Origin of the sequence: Tsukamurella sp. USMM236 (genome assembly GCF_037148755.1) — a bacterium.
Lineage (GTDB): Bacteria > Actinomycetota > Actinomycetes > Mycobacteriales > Mycobacteriaceae > Tsukamurella.
Window position 1 is genome coordinate 1,002,727 of sequence record NZ_JBBCSS010000001.1, and the last position, 17,274, is coordinate 1,020,000.

A 17,274-nucleotide genomic window follows, 5' to 3' on the forward strand; every position below is an offset into this window, starting at 1 on the left:
GATAGTGCCATGGAATCGCTCCTGACGGAACCCGCGGACAAGCGCCGCCGCCGCACGCGTGCCGCGCTGCTGGACGCGGCGCGGGACCTGTACGGGCGGCCGCAGGGCTATCGGGGCACCTCCGTCGACGAGCTGGCCGCCGCCGCGGACGTCGCGTTGACCAGCATCTATTCGAACTTCCCGGGCGGGAAGGCGGACCTCTACGCGGTGCTGGCCTGCCGGGTCGGCAGCGAGCACGTCGCGGCGATGGGGGCAGCGGTCGCGGGAAGCGCGGGGGAGGAGGCCGCGCGCAGGGCCTTCGACGAGTACCTCGACTTCCACCGCCGCGAGCCGATCGCCTTCCGGCTCCTGGGCCTCACCGACGTGCACGGTGAGGACTCGGAGGTGGTGCGCGCCGCCCGGGCGGAGGTGCGCGGCTACCTCGCGACGGCGCTGGACGCGGTGATCGTCGCCGTCGGCGACCCGGCCGACGCGGCGCGCAGCGAGGTGATCCAGTGCTGGGCCGGCATCAACGGGCTGCTCGCCCTCGCCGCCCGCGGCCTGATCGACGCCGCCGAGGCCGACCGCCTCATCGGCGAAGTCCGCGCTCGCTGTGCCGCGAACCTCGCCGTCTCCCGCTGACCGTGGCGCACGCCACGCACGGTGATGTGAAGGAATCGCGACGGTCCCACCGTCGGTTCCGTGACGTTCGTCCGTTTGTGTCGGCTTCGTGAAAGCTGTATTCAGCCAGTCGGTTTCGTGAAATCCGTCGGTACGGTCGAAGTATGAACGAGAAACGGAATCCCGCAGTCCAGCCCCTCGCACGACGGCTCGCCGTCGGACTGGTCGCCGCCGGAGCCGGCGCCGCCCTCCTCGCGGCCGGGCCTGCCGCCGCGCAGCCCAGAGACCATGTCGTGAGCCCGTCGGCGGTCGCTCCCGGCGGTGCGCCCGGCGGCGGCGCCAATCACTCGAACGTGCCGCCGGGGTCCGCGTTGTGGCCCGGAAACATGAATCCGGACTCGGATTCGGGATCGGCCCGCGATGCGGGGCCGAGCTCCGCGACGCCCATCGACCCGGGGGATCATCCCCGCGACGCGCCGGGCGCCGACAGCCCCCGGTTCTGAGGGGGCGCCGGGCCCGGCAGCGGACTACTCGTAGTCGTAGAAGCCCTTGCCCGCGGCCAGGCCCGTGCGGCCCCGGTCGAGGTAGTTCTCCTTGATCCAGGCGGCGAAGCCGCGATTGCGCTCGTCGCCGGCCGACATGATGTTGTACGGCGTGTTCAGCCCGATGATGTCGAGGATCTGGAAGGGGCCCATCGGCGAGCCGGTGCCGATCCGCCACACCTTGTCGACGTCCTGCGGCGTCGCGTAGCCGTCCGCGGCGAGCTCGACGCCGGCGTTGAGGAACGGGATGAGGAGCGAGTTGAGGACGTAACCCGCCTTCTCCTTGTGGATGGGGATCGGCACCATGCCGATCTCGCCGGCGAACTCGACGACGGTGTCGAAGACGTCCGGCGAGGTCGCCGGCGTCCCCATCACCTCGGCGGTGTTCGACGTCCAGATGCGATTCGCGAAGTGCAGGGCGAGGAACCGATCCGGGCGGCCCGTCGCGTCCGCGATCGCGCTCGGGAGCAACGACGAGGAGTTGGTCGCGAAGATCGTCGCCTCCGGCGCGAGCGAGTTCAGCTTCCCGAAGGTCTCGCGCTTGAGCTCCAGGATCTCGGGGATCGCCTCGATGATCAGGTCCGCCTCGCGCGCCGCGGCGGCCAGATCCGCGGTCAGGGTCAGCCGGCCCAGGGCGGCGGCGGCCCTGCCGTCCGCGGCCCCGTCGACCTCTCGCTCGTACGTGGCGACGAGCCCGGCGAAGGTGGCACGGCCGCGCTCGAGGGCGGCGTCGTCGATGTCGTACGCGGTCACCTCGAAGCCGCTGTACGCGGTCTGGAAGGCGATCTGCGCGCCGAGTACGCCGGTGCCGAGCACGGTGACCTTGCGGATGTCGGTCATGAACGGATCCTCACTCTCGAAGTCGTGACGTGATCCATCCTCGTCCCGGTCGCCGGGCCGCGCACTGAGTTGTAGAACACAACTCTGTGAGCCGAGGGTCAGTCGGCCGCGGCGACCAGCGGCTCGAGCGAGAGGGCGGGGTGCTCCTTCTCGATGTACTGCAGCCGCCACTTGTCCGAGAACAGGGCGAGCAGCGCGCCGTCGTTGCGCTCGAAGACCTCGACGCCGCGCTGCCGGTTGAGCTCATCCGCGCTGGCGGCGTCCGTGCGGCGCGCCACCGAGTAGCCGAGGTTCTCGACCTGGACGTCGACGTTGAACTCCGTCTTCATCCGGGCGACGACGACCTCGAACTGCATAGGGCCGACCGCGGCCATGACGGGCGAGGCGTCGCCGCGAACGTCGTTGCGCAGCAACTGGACCACGCCCTCGGTGCCGAGCTGCTCGATGCCCTTGCGGAACTGCTTGTACTTGCCCGCGGAGTCGGCGCGGACCACCGCGAAGTGCTCCGGCGCGAACGAGGGGATCGGCGGGAACTGGACCTTGGCACCGTCGTACAGGGTGTCGCCCGGGGCGAGCGCGTTGGCGTTGACCAGGCCCACGACGTCGCCGGGGTAGGCGGTCTCGACGGTCTCGCGGTCGCGGCCGACCACCGTCATCGCGTACTTGGTGGCGAAGGGCTTGCCGGTCTGCGCGTGTTGCACGACCATGCCGCGCTCGAACTCGCCGGAGACGATCCGCATGAACGCCAGGCGATCCCGGTGCGCGGAGTCCATGCCGGCCTGCACCTTGAAGACCACGGCGCTGAACGGATCGGTGACCTCCCGCTCGGACTCGTCGATCGCGGTGCGCGAATGCGGGGCGGGCGCCAGCTCGACGAGGGCCTCCAGCAGCTGCCGCACACCGAAGTTGAGGATCGCCGAGGTGAAGATCACGGGCGAGGTCTGACCCGCCAGGAACATCTCCTGGTCGTGGCCCTGCCCCATCTCGGTCATGAGCTCGGTCTCCTCGACCGCTTCGGTCCACACCTCGCCCTCGCGATCGAGCGCGGCGTCGGTCGAAAGGTGTTCCTCGGGAGCGATCTTCGCGCCACCCGCAGTGCGGGTGAAGTGCACGTACTCGTCCTTGCGCACGTCGCGCAGGCCGCGGAAGTCGCCCGCGATGCCGACCGGCCAGAACAGGGGAGTGGGGGTCAGGCCGATGCGCTCGGAGATCTCGTCGAGCAGCTCCAGCGGGGTGCGGCCCGGCCGGTCCCACTTGTTGATGACCGTGATCACGGGGATCCCGCGGTGGCGGCACACCTGGAACAGCTTGAGCGTCTGCGGCTCCAGGCCCTTCGCGGCGTCGATGAGCATGACCGCCGCGTCGACGGCCGTCAGCACGCGGTAGGTGTCCTCGGAGAAGTCGGCGTGACCCGGGGTGTCCACCAGGTTGATGACCGACGGCTCGGCCCCCGCGCCGGCGCCGGAGGAGGTGTAGTTGAACTGCAGCGCCGTGGAGCTGACGGAGATGCCGCGCGCCTTCTCCATCTCCATCCAGTCGGAGACGGTGGACTTGCGGCCGGCCTTGCCGTGGATAGCGCCGGCCTCGTTGATCACCCGGGCGTGCAGCGCCAGGGCCTCCGTCATCGTGGACTTACCCGCGTCGGGGTGGCTGATGATGGCGAAGGTGCGGCGGCGGGAGACCTCGTCGGCAATGGAACTCACGGGGAGCCAGTCTACCTGTTCGCGCAGGTAGATCGTGTCGCGGTCAGGCGGGGCGCGAAAGCGCGTAGACCACGTGGTCCGGCGGGTCGACGGGGTTGTCGGGCGGGATGTCGACGTGGCCGACGAGGGCGAAGCCGGCGCGCTCCAGCGCTCGCCAGGAGCGACGGTTGCCCGCCGCGACCGCGACCACGACCCGCTCGCCGCCGAGCTCGGCGAAGATCACCGAGCACATCGCGGCGATCATGGCCGTGCCGAGGCCCCGCCCGGTGGCCGACGGCGAGCCGATCAGGTAGTCGACGCCGTAGTCGGCGGGCCCGAGATCCACCAGTGCGGCGACCGCCGCGGTCTCCGGCTCGTCCGCGTAGTCGATCCACCGCTGCCGCTGGATCAGGCCGAACGGGCGCCCGGCCTCGTCGGTCTGATCGGGCCCGCTCGCTCCGCTCCCGGCGCCCAGCGCGAGGAAGTCGAGCGAGGGCTCGGCACCGTCGACCGACGGCCCGAAGTCGCGCTCGATCGCCTCGGGTGAGGTCTCGTGGTGCCACCACCGCCGGTTGTGCGGCTCGCCGAGCCACGACGCGAGGAGGGGGAAGTCCTCGCGCGTGACCCGGCGGAAGGCGATCACCAGGTGTGCACCGTGTTCTGGGCGGGCTCGAGACCGTCGCGGATCAGCAGCTCGACCGCGTCCGCGGCGTTGGCGATCAGCAGCGGCACCTCGGGCTTCTCCGTCTTGGCGAAGGGCTTGAGCACGTAGTCGGCCGGGTCCTGCCGGCCGGGCGGTCGGCCGATCCCGGCCCGGACGCGCAGGTAGTCGCGCGTACCGAGGTGCTGCGTGAGGGACTTGAGCCCGTTGTGGCCGCCCTCGCCGCCGCCGCGCTTGAGCCGGACGAGACCGAAGTCGATGTCCAGCTCGTCGTGCACGGCGATCACGTCGGTGGGCTCCACCGAGTAGAACCGCGCGAGCGCGCCCACGGGCTCGCCCGAGAGGTTCATGAAGGATTGCGGCTTCGCCAGGTACACCTGGCGGCCGACGAGCCGCGCGCCCGCGACCTCCGCCCCCGACTTCTTGTGCCGGGAGAAGGAGGTGCGGGCGCGCGATGCGAGCTCGTCGACCACGTCGAAGCCGATGTTGTGCCGGGTTCCGGCGTACTTCTCGCCGGGGTTACCCAGCCCCACGACGATGAGTGGCCGGTCGGTCATTTCAGTTACTCGGCAGCCTCGTCGGCGGCCTCGGCCTCGTCCTCGTCGGTCTGGGCCGCGGCGATCTCGGTGATGTTGATGATCAGCGCCTCGGCGTCGGTGACGATGGTGGCGCCCGCGGGGACGTCGAGTTGGCCCGCGGTGATCTGGGTGCCGGCCTCGAGGTTGTGGACGTTGACCACGATGTTCTCGGGGATGTTCAGCGCGTCGGCCTCGATCTCGACCTCGTTGAGGTCCTGCGCGACCTGGGTGCCGCCGGCGGGCTCGCCCTCGACGACGACGGGCACGGAGACGGTGACCTTCTCGCCCTTCTTGATCACGAGGAGGTCGGTGTGCTCGATGTAGTTGCGCAGCGGGTGCACGACGACCTGCTTGGTCAGCGCGAGCTGCTCCTTGCCGTCGATGTCCAGGTTCAGCACGGCGTTGGTGCCGTCCTTACGCAGGATGGTGGCGAAGTCGCGGGCGACGACGGTGAAGTGCTGCGGCTCGGTGCCGTGGCCGTAGAGCACGACGGGCACGAGGCCGTCGCGACGGGCGCGACGCGCGGCGCCCTTGCCGAACTCGGTGCGGACGGTGGCGACGAGCTTGTTGGTCTCGGACATGAGACTCCTTCGGTGCGGTGATGCGGCCCCGGCGTCCGAGGCGGCCCGCACTGCGCCCTGCGGATCCGCGGGAGAAGTGCCGTTCGCGTCGATCACGGCGGCCGGGGCCGCCCTCGCCGAGAAGGTCGCCGCACAGTCTACCGAATCGCCCGCTCAGGAGCGAAATCGAAGCTTCGCCATTCCGTCATGTCCAGTTCGCGCGGCGTCCACGCCACATCGGCACCATCGATAACGTGAACAACTCCCCGCTGTGGTCGCCGCAGGACGTCGCCGAGCGCTTCGTCGACGCCCTCGGCAGCGGTGACTACGACATCGCCGAGCAGCTGCTGGCGAAGGACGTCGTGTACCGGCGTACCGGCGGCCGGCCCCTGCGCGGCCGGGCCGCGATCGCGCGCCATTTCCGCTGGCACGCGCGCACCCGCGTCGCGATGCAGGCGGTCCTGCTGGCGTCCGAGCAGTCCGGCTGCACCGTGGCCGTCACCGAGCGCGTCACGGCCCTCGTCTACGGGCCGTTGCGCGTGCAGTTCCAGGTCCGGGGCACCTTCGAGGTCGACGGTGGTCGCATCGTCGCCTGGCGCGACGAGGCGGACGTGCGCGCGGTCGCCCGCGCCGGAGCGCGCGCCGTCGCCGGCGTCTTCTACGCGCCCGCCAGGCCCACCCTGCCGCGCGCCGTGATCTGACTCGCGGTGATCCGAGCGGGAATGGATCCAGCCGCGGGCGGTGTTGCACCGGCCATGACGACTCTGGGCACGTTGGGGATCTGGCGCGGCGCGACACTGGTCGACGGTGCCTTCGCGGCACGGGCCGAGGAGCTGGGCTACGGCACGCTCTGGCTGGGCGGTTCGCCCGGCGGCGACCTCGCGGTGGTCGACCCGCTCCTCGACGCGACCGAGAACCTGGTCGTCGCGACGGGCATCCTCAACATCTGGCAGGACGACGCGCGGTCCGCGGCCGCCGCCTTCCATCGCATCGAGACGAAGTACCCGGGCCGGTTCGTGCTCGGCATCGGCGCCGGGCACCGCGAGGCCAGCGCCGACTACCGCACGCCCTACCAGGCGCTCGTCGACTACCTGGACGTGCTCGCCGCGGAGGGCGTGCCGAGGGCGCAGACGGTGCTCGCCGCCCTCGGCCCCAAGGTCCTCCGCCTCGCCGCCGACCGCACCGCCGGCGCGCATCCCTACCTGACCTCGCCCGACCACACCCGCAGCGCGCGCGAGATCCTCGGCGACGGGGTGCTGCTCGCGCCGGAGCAGAAGGTGGTGCTCGACGAGGACGACGCCCGCGGCCGCGAGCTGGGGCGTAGGACGGTGAAGTTCTATCTCGGCCTGCAGAACTACGTGGCCAACCTGCGGCGCCTCGGCTTCGACGAGGCCGACGTCGAGAAGCCCGGGAGCGATCGCCTCGTCGACGTGCTGGCCGTGCACGGCGACGGGGACGCCGTCGCCGCGGGTGTGCGGGCGCACCTCGACGCGGGCGCGGACCACGTCGCGGTGCAGGCGCTCGACGACGATCCGTGGCCCGCGCTCGAGGCCGTCGCGCAGCGCCTTCTCTGACGGTCGGGCACGATGGTGCGGTGGACCTGAGAGCAGAAGCCGCCGCCAACCTCACCGACTTCGCGAAGGAGTCGTTCACGGCCGACGGGGCGACCCGTGACGTGTACCGGAAGGGCGAGGGCCCGGCCGTGATCGTCATGGCAGAGATCCCCGGGATCACGCCGAAGGTCCTGGAGTTCGCCCGGAAGGTGGTGGCCGCGGGCTTCACCGCGGTCGTGCCCCAGCTGTTCGGTATCCCGGGGCTCGACGCCAACCCGAAGAACACCGGACTCAAGGGCGCCGCGATGGCGGGCGCCTCGATCGCGCCGCTGTGCGTGAGCAAGGAGTTCACCATCCTCGCGGTGGGTAAGTCCTCGCCGGTCGTCTCCTGGCTGCGCGCGCTCGCCCGGCACGAACACGAGCGCTGCGGCGGCAAGGGCGTCGGCGCGGTCGGCATGTGCTTCACCGGCGGTTTCGCGCTCGGTATGGCGGTCGACGACGTGCTGCTCGCGCCCGTGCTCAGCCAGCCATCGATGCCCCTGGGGATCACGCCGGGCCGGCGCCGGAACATCGACATCTCGCCGGAGGACCTCGAGACCGTCAAGGTGCGGTGCGCCAAGCAGGGGCTCAAGGTGCTGGGCCTGCGGTTCACGACGGACAAGCTGGTGCCCGGCGAGCGCTTCGACTTCCTCCGGGAGCAGCTGGGCGACGCCTTCATCGCCGTCGAGATCGACGGTGCGGACGCGAACCCGGACGCGCCGACGCCGCCGCATTCGGTGCTCACCGAGCACCTCATCGACGAGCCCGGCCAGCCCACCCGTCAGGCCCTCGACGACGTCATCCAGCTCTTCCGCGACACCCTGCTCCCTGCGTCCTGACTCATCGAGCCGGGCGCCGACGAGGGCTACGGGGTGCGTTCGCGCAGCTCAGACCGATCTTCCCATAACGGTCAAGAGAACTTTTGCGTGTCATTACCAAGCATTTACTATTGCTAGTCTCGGCGCCATCATGGAGATCACCGGTAGCCACCCCGACCGCAACGGCGACGAACTCGGCCTGGCGTTCAATCGATTGAGGCGTCATGCGGTCGTCAGCGACGTCGTCTGGCGGTACTCGGTCGCCGGCTTCACCCTGTGCGTCGGGATCTTCGGCGCCGTCATGATCTTCACCCCCGAGGGGGCCGGGGACTCCGCTGCCCGCACGATCGCGCTGTCCCTCCTGTGTGTGTCGGGGGTCCCGGCCGCCGTCGCCGTCAGTCGCTTTCCGATCACGTCGCTGTGGTGGAATCCGTGCCCGCGCCGCAAGCTGATCAGCAGGCTGTTCGTTCTGTACGCGGACGTCGTGGTCTCCAGCATTCTGGTCCTGTACGAGAGCCCGGCCGCGGCGCTGGCGGGAACCGTGCTGTTCGCGACCGTCGGCGCGTACGCGGCGCATTTCCTGACGACGCGCGCCCTGGCGCTGCATCTCGTCGTCTCCAGCATCGTCATCGTCTATCTGGGGATCCGGGTGATCCAGGTGTACGGCGCGACCCCGCTCGCCGTGAGCGCCCAGGTCGCGGTCAGCATCCTCGGGATCGGCGGTGTCGTGATCCTCAACTACCTGTACACCTGGCAGCTCAAGCAACTGATCAGGGCGAGCCTGACGGCCTCGTCGACCGATGCGATGACCGGACTGCTCAATCGGACGGGGTTCCGGGATTCGGTCGACGAGCTGATGCGGTCGACGGTCGGGCGGTTCTCGGTGTGCATGCTCGACGTCGACCGGTTCAAGCACGTCAACGACGCCTATGGGCATCTGGCGGGCGATGCCGCGCTCCGGGCGGTGGCGGTCGCGCTGCAGCGGTCGGCGCTCCGGGAGTCGTTGGTCGCCAGAGTCGGCGGGGACGAATTCGCCGTCGTGTCGCCTCTGAGTGCGCCCGCCGTGGCGGCGGTCCTGCACGACGTCCAGGAGCGACTGCCCATGCTGGCGGGCGGCGAGCGGATGTCGTTCAGCGCGGGCATCGCCTCGGTGGAGCTCCCGGAGCCCGCGGTCTTGCGGACCTTCGACGATCGGAGCCGGTTCGTCGTCTCGGTCATCGAGTCGGCGGACGGTGCCCTCCGCCGGAGCAAGGAGTCGGGTGGCGGCCGCACGACCGTCCATCGCGAGGACCATCCCTCGGCCTAGCTCGACGGCCGCCCGCCGATGAGGTCGTCCCAGCGTTGCCGGACGGGACCCCAGCGCGCGGCGAACTCCCGGTCACGCCGCCGGGCCCGGTCCGTCTTCGCGGGGGAGTAGAACCACCGGGCCCAGGGCGCGGTCGGGCGGGCGATCCGGGCGGCGGCGACCCACGCCACCGGCCAGGCGAACAGCCCGACGAGGGCCGTCGGGTACTTGCCCTTGAGCGCGGTCACGGCGACGAGCAGCAGGTGCGCCACGAGCAGCGTGGCGACGCCGCCCCGTACCCACCGCTCGGTGTCGCCCAGTCCGGGGACGTTCGCGGGGGAGACCCCGACCACGGCCAGCCCGACGCAGGCCGCCGCCAGCGTCACCACGGAGACGGACAGCTGCCCCTCCTGCGACCAGTACACGTCCTTGAGGTGGAAGATCATCGCGAACTCGTCGAGGACGAGCGAGGCGCCCACGCCGACGAGCAGCGCCGCGAGGTAGGCCCACGGCGCGCGCCCGGCGGCGCCGACCGCCGTGAACGCGCCCGCCACCAGCAGGAGCAGGCCGGGTGTCGAGTGGTGCAGGTGCACCCCGCCCGCGCTGACGTCGTGGAAGGGTCCGTGGCCGGAGCGGATCATCCGTGTGACGGACCGCGTCGCGACGAAGGTGACCACGAACGCGACGAAGCTCAGCAGCAGCGGGCCCTTCTGGGCGCCGATCACCTCGTGCTGCCACCAGTCCCCGAACCAGGTCACCGCTAGGAGATGCCCTCCTCCTCGGCGAGGACGTTCTCACCGTCGTCATCGAGGTCCGCGCCCACCGCCTCGCGGGCGTCGAGCTCCGCCTGCTGCGCCTCGGCAGCAGCCTGGGCGGGAGTCTCCGCCAGGGCGGAGAGGTCCGTCTCGTTCGAATCGCTCATTCCAGTCGCTCCTGTTCCTCTCGCTCGAGTCGGTCGCGCTCCTCCTGCTTGCGCTTCTGCTCGTGCTCGATCTCTTCTTCGCGGGTGTTCTTGTCGCTCATACCTTCTCCTTCTCCGGGGCGTCCGGCTCGTCGCCCGCGGGCAGGGAGCCCTCGGACACGGAACCGTCGGCGTGCTTCTCCACCACCGACAGCACGAGGCCGTCGTCGTCGGCGTCCACGCGGACCGTGTCGCCGGCGCGGACGTCGCCGCGCAGCAACATCGACGACAGCCGGTTGTCGAGTTCCTTCTGCACCGTGCGGCGCAGCGGGCGCGCGCCGAACTGGGGCTGGAAGCCCTCGTCGGCGAGCCAGTCCTCCGCCTTGGTGGTCACGTCCAGCTCCACGTCCTGGGCGCGCAGCAGGCGCCGCGTACCGTCGAGGATCAGCTCGACGATGTTGCGCAGCTGCGCCTTGTCCAGGCGGTGGAAGATCACCGTGTCGTCGATGCGGTTGAGGAACTCCGGCCGGAAGTGCGTCCGCAGCCGGTCCTTGACCTGGGGGATGACCGACTCGAAGTCGTCCTCCGGCGCGTCCAGGATCAGGTCGGCGCCGATGTTCGACGTCAGGATCACGATCGTGTTCTTGAAGTCGACGGTGCGGCCCTGCGCGTCGGTCACGCGGCCGTCGTCGAGCAGCTGCAGCAACACGTTGAAGACGTCCGGATGGGCCTTCTCGACCTCGTCGAACAGGATCACCGAGTAGGGTTGGCGCCGCACCTTGTCGGTGAGCTGCCCGGCCTCCTCGTAGCCCACGTAGCCGGGAGGGGCACCCACCAGCCGCGAGACCGTGTGCTTCTCCTGGAACTCGCTCATGTCGAACCGGATCAGTCGGTCCTCGTCGCCGAAGACGGTGGCGGCCAGCGCCTTCGCGAGCTCGGTCTTGCCGACGCCCGTCGGGCCGAGGAACAGGAACGAGCCGATGGGCCGGCCCGGGTCCTTGAGCCCGGCGCGGGCGCGGCGCACGGCCTCGGAGACGGCGAGCACCGCCTCGTCCTGGCCGATCACGCGGTCGTGCAGGTCGTCCTCGAGGCGGAGCAGCTTCTCCCGCTCCTCGGAGGTCAGGTCCGCGACGGGGATCCCCGTGCGCCGCGAGACGACCTCCGCGATGTCGACGACGGTGACCTCCGGCTCGGCCTCGCCGCCGCCCGCCGCCGCGAGGCGCTCCTCGGCGTCGGAGATCTTCTCCTTGAGCTCGTCGGCGGCCTTGTAGTCCTCGCCCTCGACGGCGCTGTCCTTCTCGCGGCGCAGCGCGCCGAGCTCGTCCTCGATCGAACGGGTGTCGGCGTCGGGGGTCTTGGTGCGCAGGCGGACCCGTGCGCCGGCCTGGTCGACGAGGTCGATCGCCTTGTCCGGCATGAACCGGTCCGTGATGTACCGGTCGGAGAGCTCCGCGGCCGCGACGAGCGCCGCGTCCTCATAGCGCACCTGGTGGTGCTCCTCGTAGACGTCGATGAGGCCGCGCAGGATCTCGATGGTGTCGTCCACCGAGGGCTCGCTGACCATCACGGGCTGGAAGCGGCGTTCGAGGGCGGCGTCCTTCTCGATGTACTTGCGGTACTCGTCGATCGTGGTGGCGCCGATCGCGTGCAGCTCGCCGCGCGCCAGCGCGGGCTTGAGCATGTTGCCGGCGTCCATGGAGCCCTCGCCGCCACCGCCGGCGCCGATGATCGTGTGCAGCTCGTCGATGAACACCACCAGCTCGTCCGAATGCTCGCGCACCTCGTCGAGCACCTTGGTCAGCCGTTCCTCGAACTCGCCGCGGTACTTGCTGCCCGCGACCATGGAGCTCACGTCCAGCGCGATCACGCGCCGCCCGGCGAGCGTCTTCGGCACGTCGTCGTTGATGATCCGCTGCGCCAGGCCCTCGACGATGGCCGTCTTGCCGACGCCGGGGTCGCCGATGAGCACCGGATTGTTCTTGCGGCGGCGGGAGAGGATCTCGATGGTCTGCTCGATCTCCTCGGCGCGACCGACCACCGGATCGACCTTGCCCGCGCGGGCCTCGGCGGTGAGGTCGCGACCGTACTCGTCGAGCGTCGGGGTCGTGCTCTCCTGCTGCGGTGCCTGCCGGACGGTGCCGGCCTTGCCGGGCTTCCCCGCCTTGCCGGGCTTGCCCGGAGTCTGGCCGGCGGCCATGCCGCCACCGGAGAGCGCCTGTGCGGCAACGGTGTCGGGGTTGTCGGCGATGCCGAGCAGGATGTGCTCGGGCCCGACGTAGGACTGCCCGTTCTGCGCGGCGTGCTGCTGCGCCACCCGCAGCGCGCGCCGCGACGCGGGGCTCAGCGACGGCGCGCCGTCCATCGCGGCCGGGTTCGCGCTCGCCTGCGCGGCGGCCTGCATCGCGGCGGCCACCTTGTCCGGGTCCAGCTTCAGCCGGACGAGCACGTCCCGCGTGGGCTCGTTCATCGCGGCCGCGTAGAGCAGGTGCTCGGGGGTGATCTCCGGGTTGTCCCAGTCGGACGCCGCCACCTGGGCCTCGGCGAGCAGGGACTTCGCCTGTTCGTTGAGGAGGCGGTTCAGGTCCACCCGCGCCGTCGCGGGCCGGCCCACCGAATTGCCGAAGAACCGCTGGAAGATGTCGTCGAAAACGCCGTCGAGTTCGCTCATGGGGATGCCTTTCTTCGGTTATCGGAGGGGAGGGTGGAGCGGTGTTCTAGGAGGTCAGCGGGACCGAAGCCTCCGCGGTGTAGGCCAGGAACGTGAACGTCTCCTGCAGGTACAGCTGTACGGTCGTCGCGTCGTGGCTGAGGTAGCCGATCTCCACGTCGGTGCCCAGCCGCAGCTCGTAGTCGCCGCCGCGGGTGGTCAGCACGAAGCCGCCGTCGATCGCAGGCGCCCAGATGATCTCGCCGTCCACCAACCGCTTGAGCTGCTCGCGGATCGGGTAGCCGTGGTCGGTGGTCTCGCTGATCGAGGTGTAGACGTCGGCCGAGAGCAGGACCGAGTACGGCCCGTCGACGCCCGCGAGCCGCAGGTCCTCGAGGGCGCCCGCGACGGCGTCGGGGACGTCGATCGGGTCGCTCGGCAGGGCGATGGCGGCGTTCGACGAGGACGCGCGCAGGCCGGCGATCGATGCGGCGGCGTAGCCCTCGAAGACCGCGCGGTCCTCGGCGTAGGCGAGCTGCTTCGCCGCGGCCTTCACCGGATCCCAGTCCGCGTCCTGCGCGCCGCGTTCCACCGAGTCGACGGCGTCGCGGGAGACGGTGAAGGGGACGCGCAGCCGCACCAGCGGGCGGCTCTCGCGCAGCTGCGCCTGCACGCCCTCGGCGGGGCCGTCGACCGGGAGGAGGCGTCCGGTGCCGACCGCGGCCGCCTCGGGCCCGTCGGGGCCGGTGACGTCGACGACGCGGCGGCCGGCGATGTTCCGCTTGAACGTGCGGGAGGCCTCGGTCTCGATCTCCTCCCAGGCCTCGGGGGTGACGGGTGCGAGGTGACGGTGCAGGTTGTTCATTGCGTGCCTTCCTTGAGGCCGCCGATGCCGAGTGAGCCCTCGGCGCGGGCGGGCGGGGTCGTTGCGGTCGGTTCCGCCGACGGTGCGCCGTCGGCGGGGAGGTCGGGCGGGGCGTCCAGCCAGTCGCCCGACGGGGTGAAGAACAGGCAGCCCGTGTGCGCGGTCGAGAAGTCGAGGATCCGGTCGGTGTTGCCCGCCGGACAGCCGATGAACATGTTGTGCAGCATCTGCTCCGTGACGCCGGGGTCGCGGGAGTAGCCGATGAAGTACGTGCCGAACTCGCCCTTGCCGAGCTCGCCGAAGGGCATGTTCTGCCGCATGATCTGCAGCTGCTCACCGTTCTCGTCCTCGATCACGTTGAGCGCGATGTGGGCGTTCGTGGGCTTCACATCGTCGGACATCTCGATGTCCTCGAGCTTGCTCCGCCCGATCACGCGCTCCTGCTCCTCGACGGACAGAGCGCGCCACGCGCCCATGTCGTGCAGGTACTTCTGCACGTGCACGTAACTGCCGCCGGCGAAGTCGGGATCCTCGTCGCCGATCGCGGTGGCGGCCACCGCCGCTGCGCCCGCGGGGTTCTCGGTGCCGTCGACGAAGCCGAGCAGGTCGCGGTCGTCGAAGAACCGGAAGCCGTGCACCTCGTCGACCACCGTCACGGCGTCGCCGAGCGCCTCGAGGATCCGCCAGGACAGCTCGAAGCACATGTCGAGGGTGCTCGCCTTGACGTGGAACAGCACGTCGCCGGGGGTCGACGGTGCGCGGTGCCGCGGACCGTCGAGCGGGGTGAACGGGTGCAGCCCCCGCGGCCTGGGCCCGGAGAACAGCCGGTCCCAGGCGTCGGAGCCGAACGAGGTGGTGAGCGAGAGAAGCTTCTCGGGGTGCCGGAAGCCGACCGAGCGGGTGAGCCCGGAGAGGTTGTCGAGGGCGTCGTGGACGTGGTCCTCGCGGCCCTGCTCGATCGTCACCACGACGAACATCGCGGCTTGGGTCAACGGCGAGATCACTACTTGATTCGGGACCACGATTTTCACCCTAACTCAGGTCTGGACGGTGCGGTGGGGAAGAACGATCGGCGCAGCGGGACGCGAAAAGCCGCGCGTGCGATGATGGTCCGTGCACCGTCGTCGGTTCCGTTTCGACGGTATTGGGTGTTGTTCACAGGACCGGAGGGAGTCGAAGATGACGTGGATCGTAGTGGTGGTGCTGGCACTCGGAGCGCTCGCGGGCGTCGTCGCCGCGTGCGTGGTCTCCACGCCGCGCCGTCCCGCCTCGGACGCCACCTACACGACCAACGCGCTGCTCGCCGCCGGCGCGGTCAGCGGCGCCGCCGTGTGCGCGATCCTCGCCGCGGTGTTCGCCGCGTACGCCTGACCCCGCGTGCGGCGTCCGGTGGGGATGAACCTCCCCGAGCGCTACCGGCCCGACCTGCGCGACGGCGGCCACGCGCTCCGCGTCGCGATAGCGCTCCTCGTCCCGGGCCTGGTGCTCATCGCCTGGGGCCGTCCGGAGCTGCTGATCTACGCCGAGTTCGGCGCCTTCGCCGGCATGTACGGGCGGGGCGAGCAGGGCCGCCCGCGGATCGTGCACCAGGTGCAGGCCGGCGGCCTGCTCATTGCGGGTGAGGCGCTCGGGATCACCCTGGCGCACCATCAGGCACCGCCCTGGGTGCTCGTGGCGGTCGGCGTCGTCTTCGCCACCGTCTGCTCCGTCCTGTCCGATGCGGTGCGGCTGCGCCCCGCCGGGCCGTTCTTCTTCCTGTTCGCGATGGGCGCGACCGCGACGCTGCCGGCGGGGCTCGCCCCGCCCTGGCAGGCGCTCGCGATCTGCGCCGCGACGGTGGTCTTCGCCATCGTGGTCGGCGCGGTCGGGCGACCCGATCCGTTCCGCGGCCGCCCCTGGTGGGACGGCATCGCGATGGTCGTCCGGCGCCCCGCCCCCGGGGTGGGCATCCACGCGCTGCGCTACGCCCTCGCCGTCGGCATCGCGGGCACCGCGGGCGTGCTGATCGGCGTCGACCACGCCAATTGGGCGATGGCCGCCGCCGCCGTCCCGCTCGCGGTGATCGACGCGGGCCGGCCCTCCGACGCGGAGACGGGGCTGGTGATCACCCGCGCGACGCACCGCACCATCGGGACCTTCGTGGGGCTCGCGGTGGCCGCGGCGCTGTTGGCGCTGGACCCCGGGCCCACGGCGCTGGCACTCGTGGCGATCGCGCTGCTGTTCCCGACGGAGCTCTACACGGCCCGGCACTACGCCGTCGCGATCGGCTTCTTCACCCCGCTGATCATGCTGATGACCGAGCTGGCGGATCCGACGGATCCGGTGCGGATGCTGCTCTACCGCGGGGTCGACACGGTGATCGGCGTGGTGGTGGGCGTCGCCGTCGCGCTCCTGGTGCGCAGCCCGGCCGAGCGGCGCGGCTGAGTCGCCGCCCGGGCCGGGGCCGCGCACCGTCGGCGATCAGACGTGCGCGCCCGGGCTGGCGGAACCGTCGGACGTGTACGAGCTCGCGCCCACGCCGGCCAGCGCTCCGCCGTCGACGATGAGGTACTCGTCGCGGATGGCCGAGCCCGCGAAGAAGTCCTCGAGGATCTCGCGGGTGCCCGCGGCGTACCGGGCCTGCGCGGAGAGCGTGGTGCCGGAGACGTGCGGGGTCATCGCGTGGTGCGGCATGGTGCGCCACGGGTGGTCGACGGCCGGCGGCTGCGGGAACCAGACGTCGCCGGCGTAGCCCGCCAGCTGCCCGGACTCGAGCGCGGCGACGACGTCGTCGCGGACCACGATCTCGGCGCGCGCGGTGTTGACGATGTAGGAGCCGCGGCGCATCGTCGACAGCAGCTCGGCGTCGAACATGTGATAGGTCTTCGGGTGCAGCGGGGCGTGGATGTCGACGACGTCCACCGAGCGCACCAGCGACTCCACCGAATCGTGGTAGGTCAGGTTCAGCTCCTGCTCGAGCTCCAGCGGCAGCCGGCGGGTGTCGAAGTAGTGCAGCCGCACGCCGAACGGGGCGAGGCGGCGCATCACGGCCTGGCCGATGCGGCCGGCCGCGATGATGCCCACGTCCATGCCCTCGAGGTCGTAGGCGCGCTCGACGCAGTCGGCGATGTTCCAGCCGCCCTCGACGACCCACTTGTACGAGGGCACGAAGTTGCGGACCAGCGTGAGGATCTGCATCACGGCGTGCTCGGCGACGCTGATCGAATTGCTGTAGGTGACCTCGGCGACGGTGATGCCGGCCTTGATCGCGGCGTCCAGGTCGACGTGGTCGGAGCCGATGCCGGCGGTGAGCGCCAGCTTGAGGTTCGGGGCCTTCGCGATGCGCTCCGCCGAGAGGTAGGCGGGCCAGAAGGGCTGCGAGATGACGACCTCGGCCTCGGCCAGGTGGCGCTCGAACTCGGGGCCGTCCTTCTCCGAGGTCACGATCAGCTCGTGGCCGGCGGCCTCGAGGTACTTCCGCAGGCCCAGCTCGCCTGAGACGCAGCCGAGCAGCTCGCCCGGCGTGAAGTCGATCGCGGCGGGGGAGGGGATGGTCTGACCGCCGGGGTAGGCCTCGATCAGCGGGATGGAATCGCGGGCGTACTCGGGCGGGTAGCCCGTCACCGGGTCGGGGTACAGGACACACAGGATCTTCGCCATGATAACTCCTCGAATAATTGAGGGGGAGAATTGATTTCGTCCCTCTGCAACTACCTTCGCGCGT

At 70.8% G+C, this 17,274-nt stretch carries 19 protein-coding genes; 8 read left to right on the top strand and 11 right to left on the bottom strand.

Going from position 1 to position 17,274, the window contains the following annotated elements:
* Window positions 1-9 precede the first annotated feature (9 nt).
* A complete protein-coding gene (locus WFK95_RS04945) occupies window positions 10-621 on the top strand; it encodes a TetR/AcrR family transcriptional regulator (protein WP_224646953.1) in 612 nt (203 codons plus the stop codon).
* Window positions 622-764: 143 nt separating this feature from the next.
* Window positions 765-1,103, top strand: coding sequence for a hypothetical protein (locus WFK95_RS04950; RefSeq protein ID WP_336670028.1), 339 nt, complete (start codon window positions 765-767; stop codon window positions 1,101-1,103).
* A gap of 24 nt (window positions 1,104-1,127) precedes the next feature.
* Here the strand turns inward: WFK95_RS04950 and WFK95_RS04955 are convergent, their stop codons facing one another.
* From WFK95_RS04955 to WFK95_RS04975, 5 genes are all read right to left on the bottom strand, one after another.
* Window positions 1,128-1,982, bottom strand: coding sequence for a 3-hydroxyacyl-CoA dehydrogenase (locus WFK95_RS04955; protein ID WP_224646951.1), 855 nt, complete (start codon window positions 1,980-1,982; stop codon window positions 1,128-1,130).
* A gap of 98 nt (window positions 1,983-2,080) precedes the next feature.
* Complete coding sequence (locus WFK95_RS04960) at window positions 2,081-3,685, bottom strand: peptide chain release factor 3 (protein WP_336670029.1); 1,605 nt, start codon at window positions 3,683-3,685, stop codon at window positions 2,081-2,083.
* Between the two features lie 43 nt (window positions 3,686-3,728).
* Window positions 3,729-4,307, bottom strand: a complete 579-nt coding sequence (locus WFK95_RS04965; RefSeq protein ID WP_336670030.1) for a GNAT family N-acetyltransferase — start codon at window positions 4,305-4,307, stop codon at window positions 3,729-3,731.
* Window positions 4,304-4,882, bottom strand: a complete 579-nt coding sequence (pth, locus tag WFK95_RS04970) for an aminoacyl-tRNA hydrolase (protein WP_336670031.1) — start codon at window positions 4,880-4,882, stop codon at window positions 4,304-4,306. The genes WFK95_RS04965 and pth overlap by 4 nt, the downstream gene beginning before the upstream one ends.
* A 5-nt stretch (window positions 4,883-4,887) precedes the next feature.
* Window positions 4,888-5,484 carry a 50S ribosomal protein L25/general stress protein Ctc gene (locus WFK95_RS04975; RefSeq protein WP_336670032.1) on the bottom strand — a complete coding sequence of 199 codons (597 nt, stop codon included), beginning with the start codon at window positions 5,482-5,484 and terminating at the stop codon, window positions 4,888-4,890.
* A 233-nt stretch (window positions 5,485-5,717) separates the two neighbouring features.
* Between WFK95_RS04975 and WFK95_RS04980 the strand changes: the two genes are divergently transcribed.
* From WFK95_RS04980 to WFK95_RS04995, 4 genes are all read left to right on the top strand, one after another.
* Window positions 5,718-6,164 carry a limonene-1,2-epoxide hydrolase family protein gene (locus tag WFK95_RS04980; protein ID WP_336670033.1) on the top strand — a complete coding sequence of 149 codons (447 nt, stop codon included), beginning with the start codon at window positions 5,718-5,720 and terminating at the stop codon, window positions 6,162-6,164.
* Between the two features lie 54 nt (window positions 6,165-6,218).
* Entirely contained in the window at window positions 6,219-7,037 is an 819-nt protein-coding gene (locus WFK95_RS04985) for an LLM class F420-dependent oxidoreductase (protein ID WP_336670034.1), read from the top strand.
* 26 nt (window positions 7,038-7,063) lie between these two features.
* A complete protein-coding gene (locus tag WFK95_RS04990) occupies window positions 7,064-7,894 on the top strand; it encodes a dienelactone hydrolase family protein (RefSeq protein WP_336670144.1) in 831 nt (276 codons plus the stop codon).
* Between the two features lie 130 nt (window positions 7,895-8,024).
* On the top strand, window positions 8,025-9,179 hold the full coding sequence (locus WFK95_RS04995; protein ID WP_336670035.1) for a GGDEF domain-containing protein: 1,155 nt from the start codon (window positions 8,025-8,027) through the stop codon (window positions 9,177-9,179).
* Here the strand turns inward: WFK95_RS04995 and WFK95_RS05000 are convergent.
* From WFK95_RS05000 to WFK95_RS05020, 5 genes are all read right to left on the bottom strand, one after another.
* Window positions 9,176-9,916: a hypothetical protein gene (locus tag WFK95_RS05000; RefSeq protein WP_336670036.1), complete on the bottom strand. Its 741-nt coding sequence runs from the start codon at window positions 9,914-9,916 to the stop codon at window positions 9,176-9,178. The two genes, WFK95_RS04995 and WFK95_RS05000, sit on opposite strands and share 4 nt — an antisense overlap.
* A 2-nt stretch (window positions 9,917-9,918) precedes the next feature.
* Window positions 9,919-10,080: a hypothetical protein gene (locus WFK95_RS05005; protein ID WP_224651619.1), complete on the bottom strand. Its 162-nt coding sequence runs from the start codon at window positions 10,078-10,080 to the stop codon at window positions 9,919-9,921.
* 97 nt (window positions 10,081-10,177) lie between these two features.
* Window positions 10,178-12,727 carry an ATP-dependent Clp protease ATP-binding subunit gene (locus WFK95_RS05010; protein ID WP_336670037.1) on the bottom strand — a complete coding sequence of 850 codons (2,550 nt, stop codon included), beginning with the start codon at window positions 12,725-12,727 and terminating at the stop codon, window positions 10,178-10,180.
* A gap of 46 nt (window positions 12,728-12,773) precedes the next feature.
* Window positions 12,774-13,571 carry a family 1 encapsulin nanocompartment shell protein gene (locus tag WFK95_RS05015; protein WP_336670038.1) on the bottom strand — a complete coding sequence of 266 codons (798 nt, stop codon included), beginning with the start codon at window positions 13,569-13,571 and terminating at the stop codon, window positions 12,774-12,776.
* The gene (locus tag WFK95_RS05020; RefSeq protein ID WP_443081525.1) at window positions 13,568-14,548 is read right to left on the bottom strand and encodes a Dyp-type peroxidase; all 981 of its coding nucleotides are present in this window, start codon (window positions 14,546-14,548) and stop codon (window positions 13,568-13,570) included. The genes WFK95_RS05015 and WFK95_RS05020 overlap by 4 nt, the downstream gene beginning before the upstream one ends.
* 202 nt (window positions 14,549-14,750) lie before the next feature.
* Between WFK95_RS05020 and WFK95_RS05025 the strand changes: the two genes are divergently transcribed.
* A complete protein-coding gene (locus tag WFK95_RS05025) occupies window positions 14,751-14,942 on the top strand; it encodes a hypothetical protein (protein ID WP_224651611.1) in 192 nt (63 codons plus the stop codon).
* 24 nt (window positions 14,943-14,966) lie between these two features.
* Window positions 14,967-15,995, top strand: coding sequence for an FUSC family protein (locus WFK95_RS05030; RefSeq protein ID WP_336670040.1), 1,029 nt, complete (start codon window positions 14,967-14,969; stop codon window positions 15,993-15,995).
* Between the two features lie 36 nt (window positions 15,996-16,031).
* On the opposite strand, the gene WFK95_RS05035 is transcribed toward WFK95_RS05030, so the two are convergent.
* The gene (locus WFK95_RS05035) at window positions 16,032-17,210 is read right to left on the bottom strand and encodes an NAD-dependent formate dehydrogenase (RefSeq protein WP_336670041.1); all 1,179 of its coding nucleotides are present in this window, start codon (window positions 17,208-17,210) and stop codon (window positions 16,032-16,034) included.
* Window positions 17,211-17,274: the final 64 nt, after the last annotated feature.

Excerpts from the sequence above, each read along its gene's own strand:
- WFK95_RS04950 (WP_336670028.1), top strand. The coding sequence starts at position 765 with ATGAACGAGAAACGGAATCCCGCAGTCCAGCCCCTCGCACGACGGCTC.
- WFK95_RS04975 (WP_336670032.1), bottom strand. The coding sequence starts at position 5,484 with ATGTCCGAGACCAACAAGCTCGTCGCCACCGTCCGCACCGAGTTCGGC.
- WFK95_RS04955 (WP_224646951.1), bottom strand. The coding sequence starts at position 1,982 with ATGACCGACATCCGCAAGGTCACCGTGCTCGGCACCGGCGTACTCGGC.
- WFK95_RS05035 (WP_336670041.1), bottom strand. The coding sequence starts at position 17,210 with ATGGCGAAGATCCTGTGTGTCCTGTACCCCGACCCGGTGACGGGCTAC.
- WFK95_RS05015 (WP_336670038.1), bottom strand. The coding sequence starts at position 13,571 with ATGAACAACCTGCACCGTCACCTCGCACCCGTCACCCCCGAGGCCTGG.
- pth (WP_336670031.1), bottom strand. The coding sequence starts at position 4,882 with ATGACCGACCGGCCACTCATCGTCGTGGGGCTGGGTAACCCCGGCGAG.
- WFK95_RS05025 (WP_224651611.1), top strand. The coding sequence starts at position 14,751 with ATGACGTGGATCGTAGTGGTGGTGCTGGCACTCGGAGCGCTCGCGGGC.
- WFK95_RS04945 (WP_224646953.1), top strand. The coding sequence starts at position 10 with ATGGAATCGCTCCTGACGGAACCCGCGGACAAGCGCCGCCGCCGCACG.
- WFK95_RS05030 (WP_336670040.1), top strand. The coding sequence starts at position 14,967 with ATGAACCTCCCCGAGCGCTACCGGCCCGACCTGCGCGACGGCGGCCAC.
- WFK95_RS04995 (WP_336670035.1), top strand. The coding sequence starts at position 8,025 with ATGGAGATCACCGGTAGCCACCCCGACCGCAACGGCGACGAACTCGGC.
- WFK95_RS04985 (WP_336670034.1), top strand. The coding sequence starts at position 6,219 with ATGACGACTCTGGGCACGTTGGGGATCTGGCGCGGCGCGACACTGGTC.
- WFK95_RS05005 (WP_224651619.1), bottom strand. The coding sequence starts at position 10,080 with ATGAGCGATTCGAACGAGACGGACCTCTCCGCCCTGGCGGAGACTCCC.
- WFK95_RS05020 (WP_443081525.1), bottom strand. The coding sequence starts at position 14,548 with ATGTTCGTCGTGGTGACGATCGAGCAGGGCCGCGAGGACCACGTCCAC.
- WFK95_RS05010 (WP_336670037.1), bottom strand. The coding sequence starts at position 12,727 with ATGAGCGAACTCGACGGCGTTTTCGACGACATCTTCCAGCGGTTCTTC.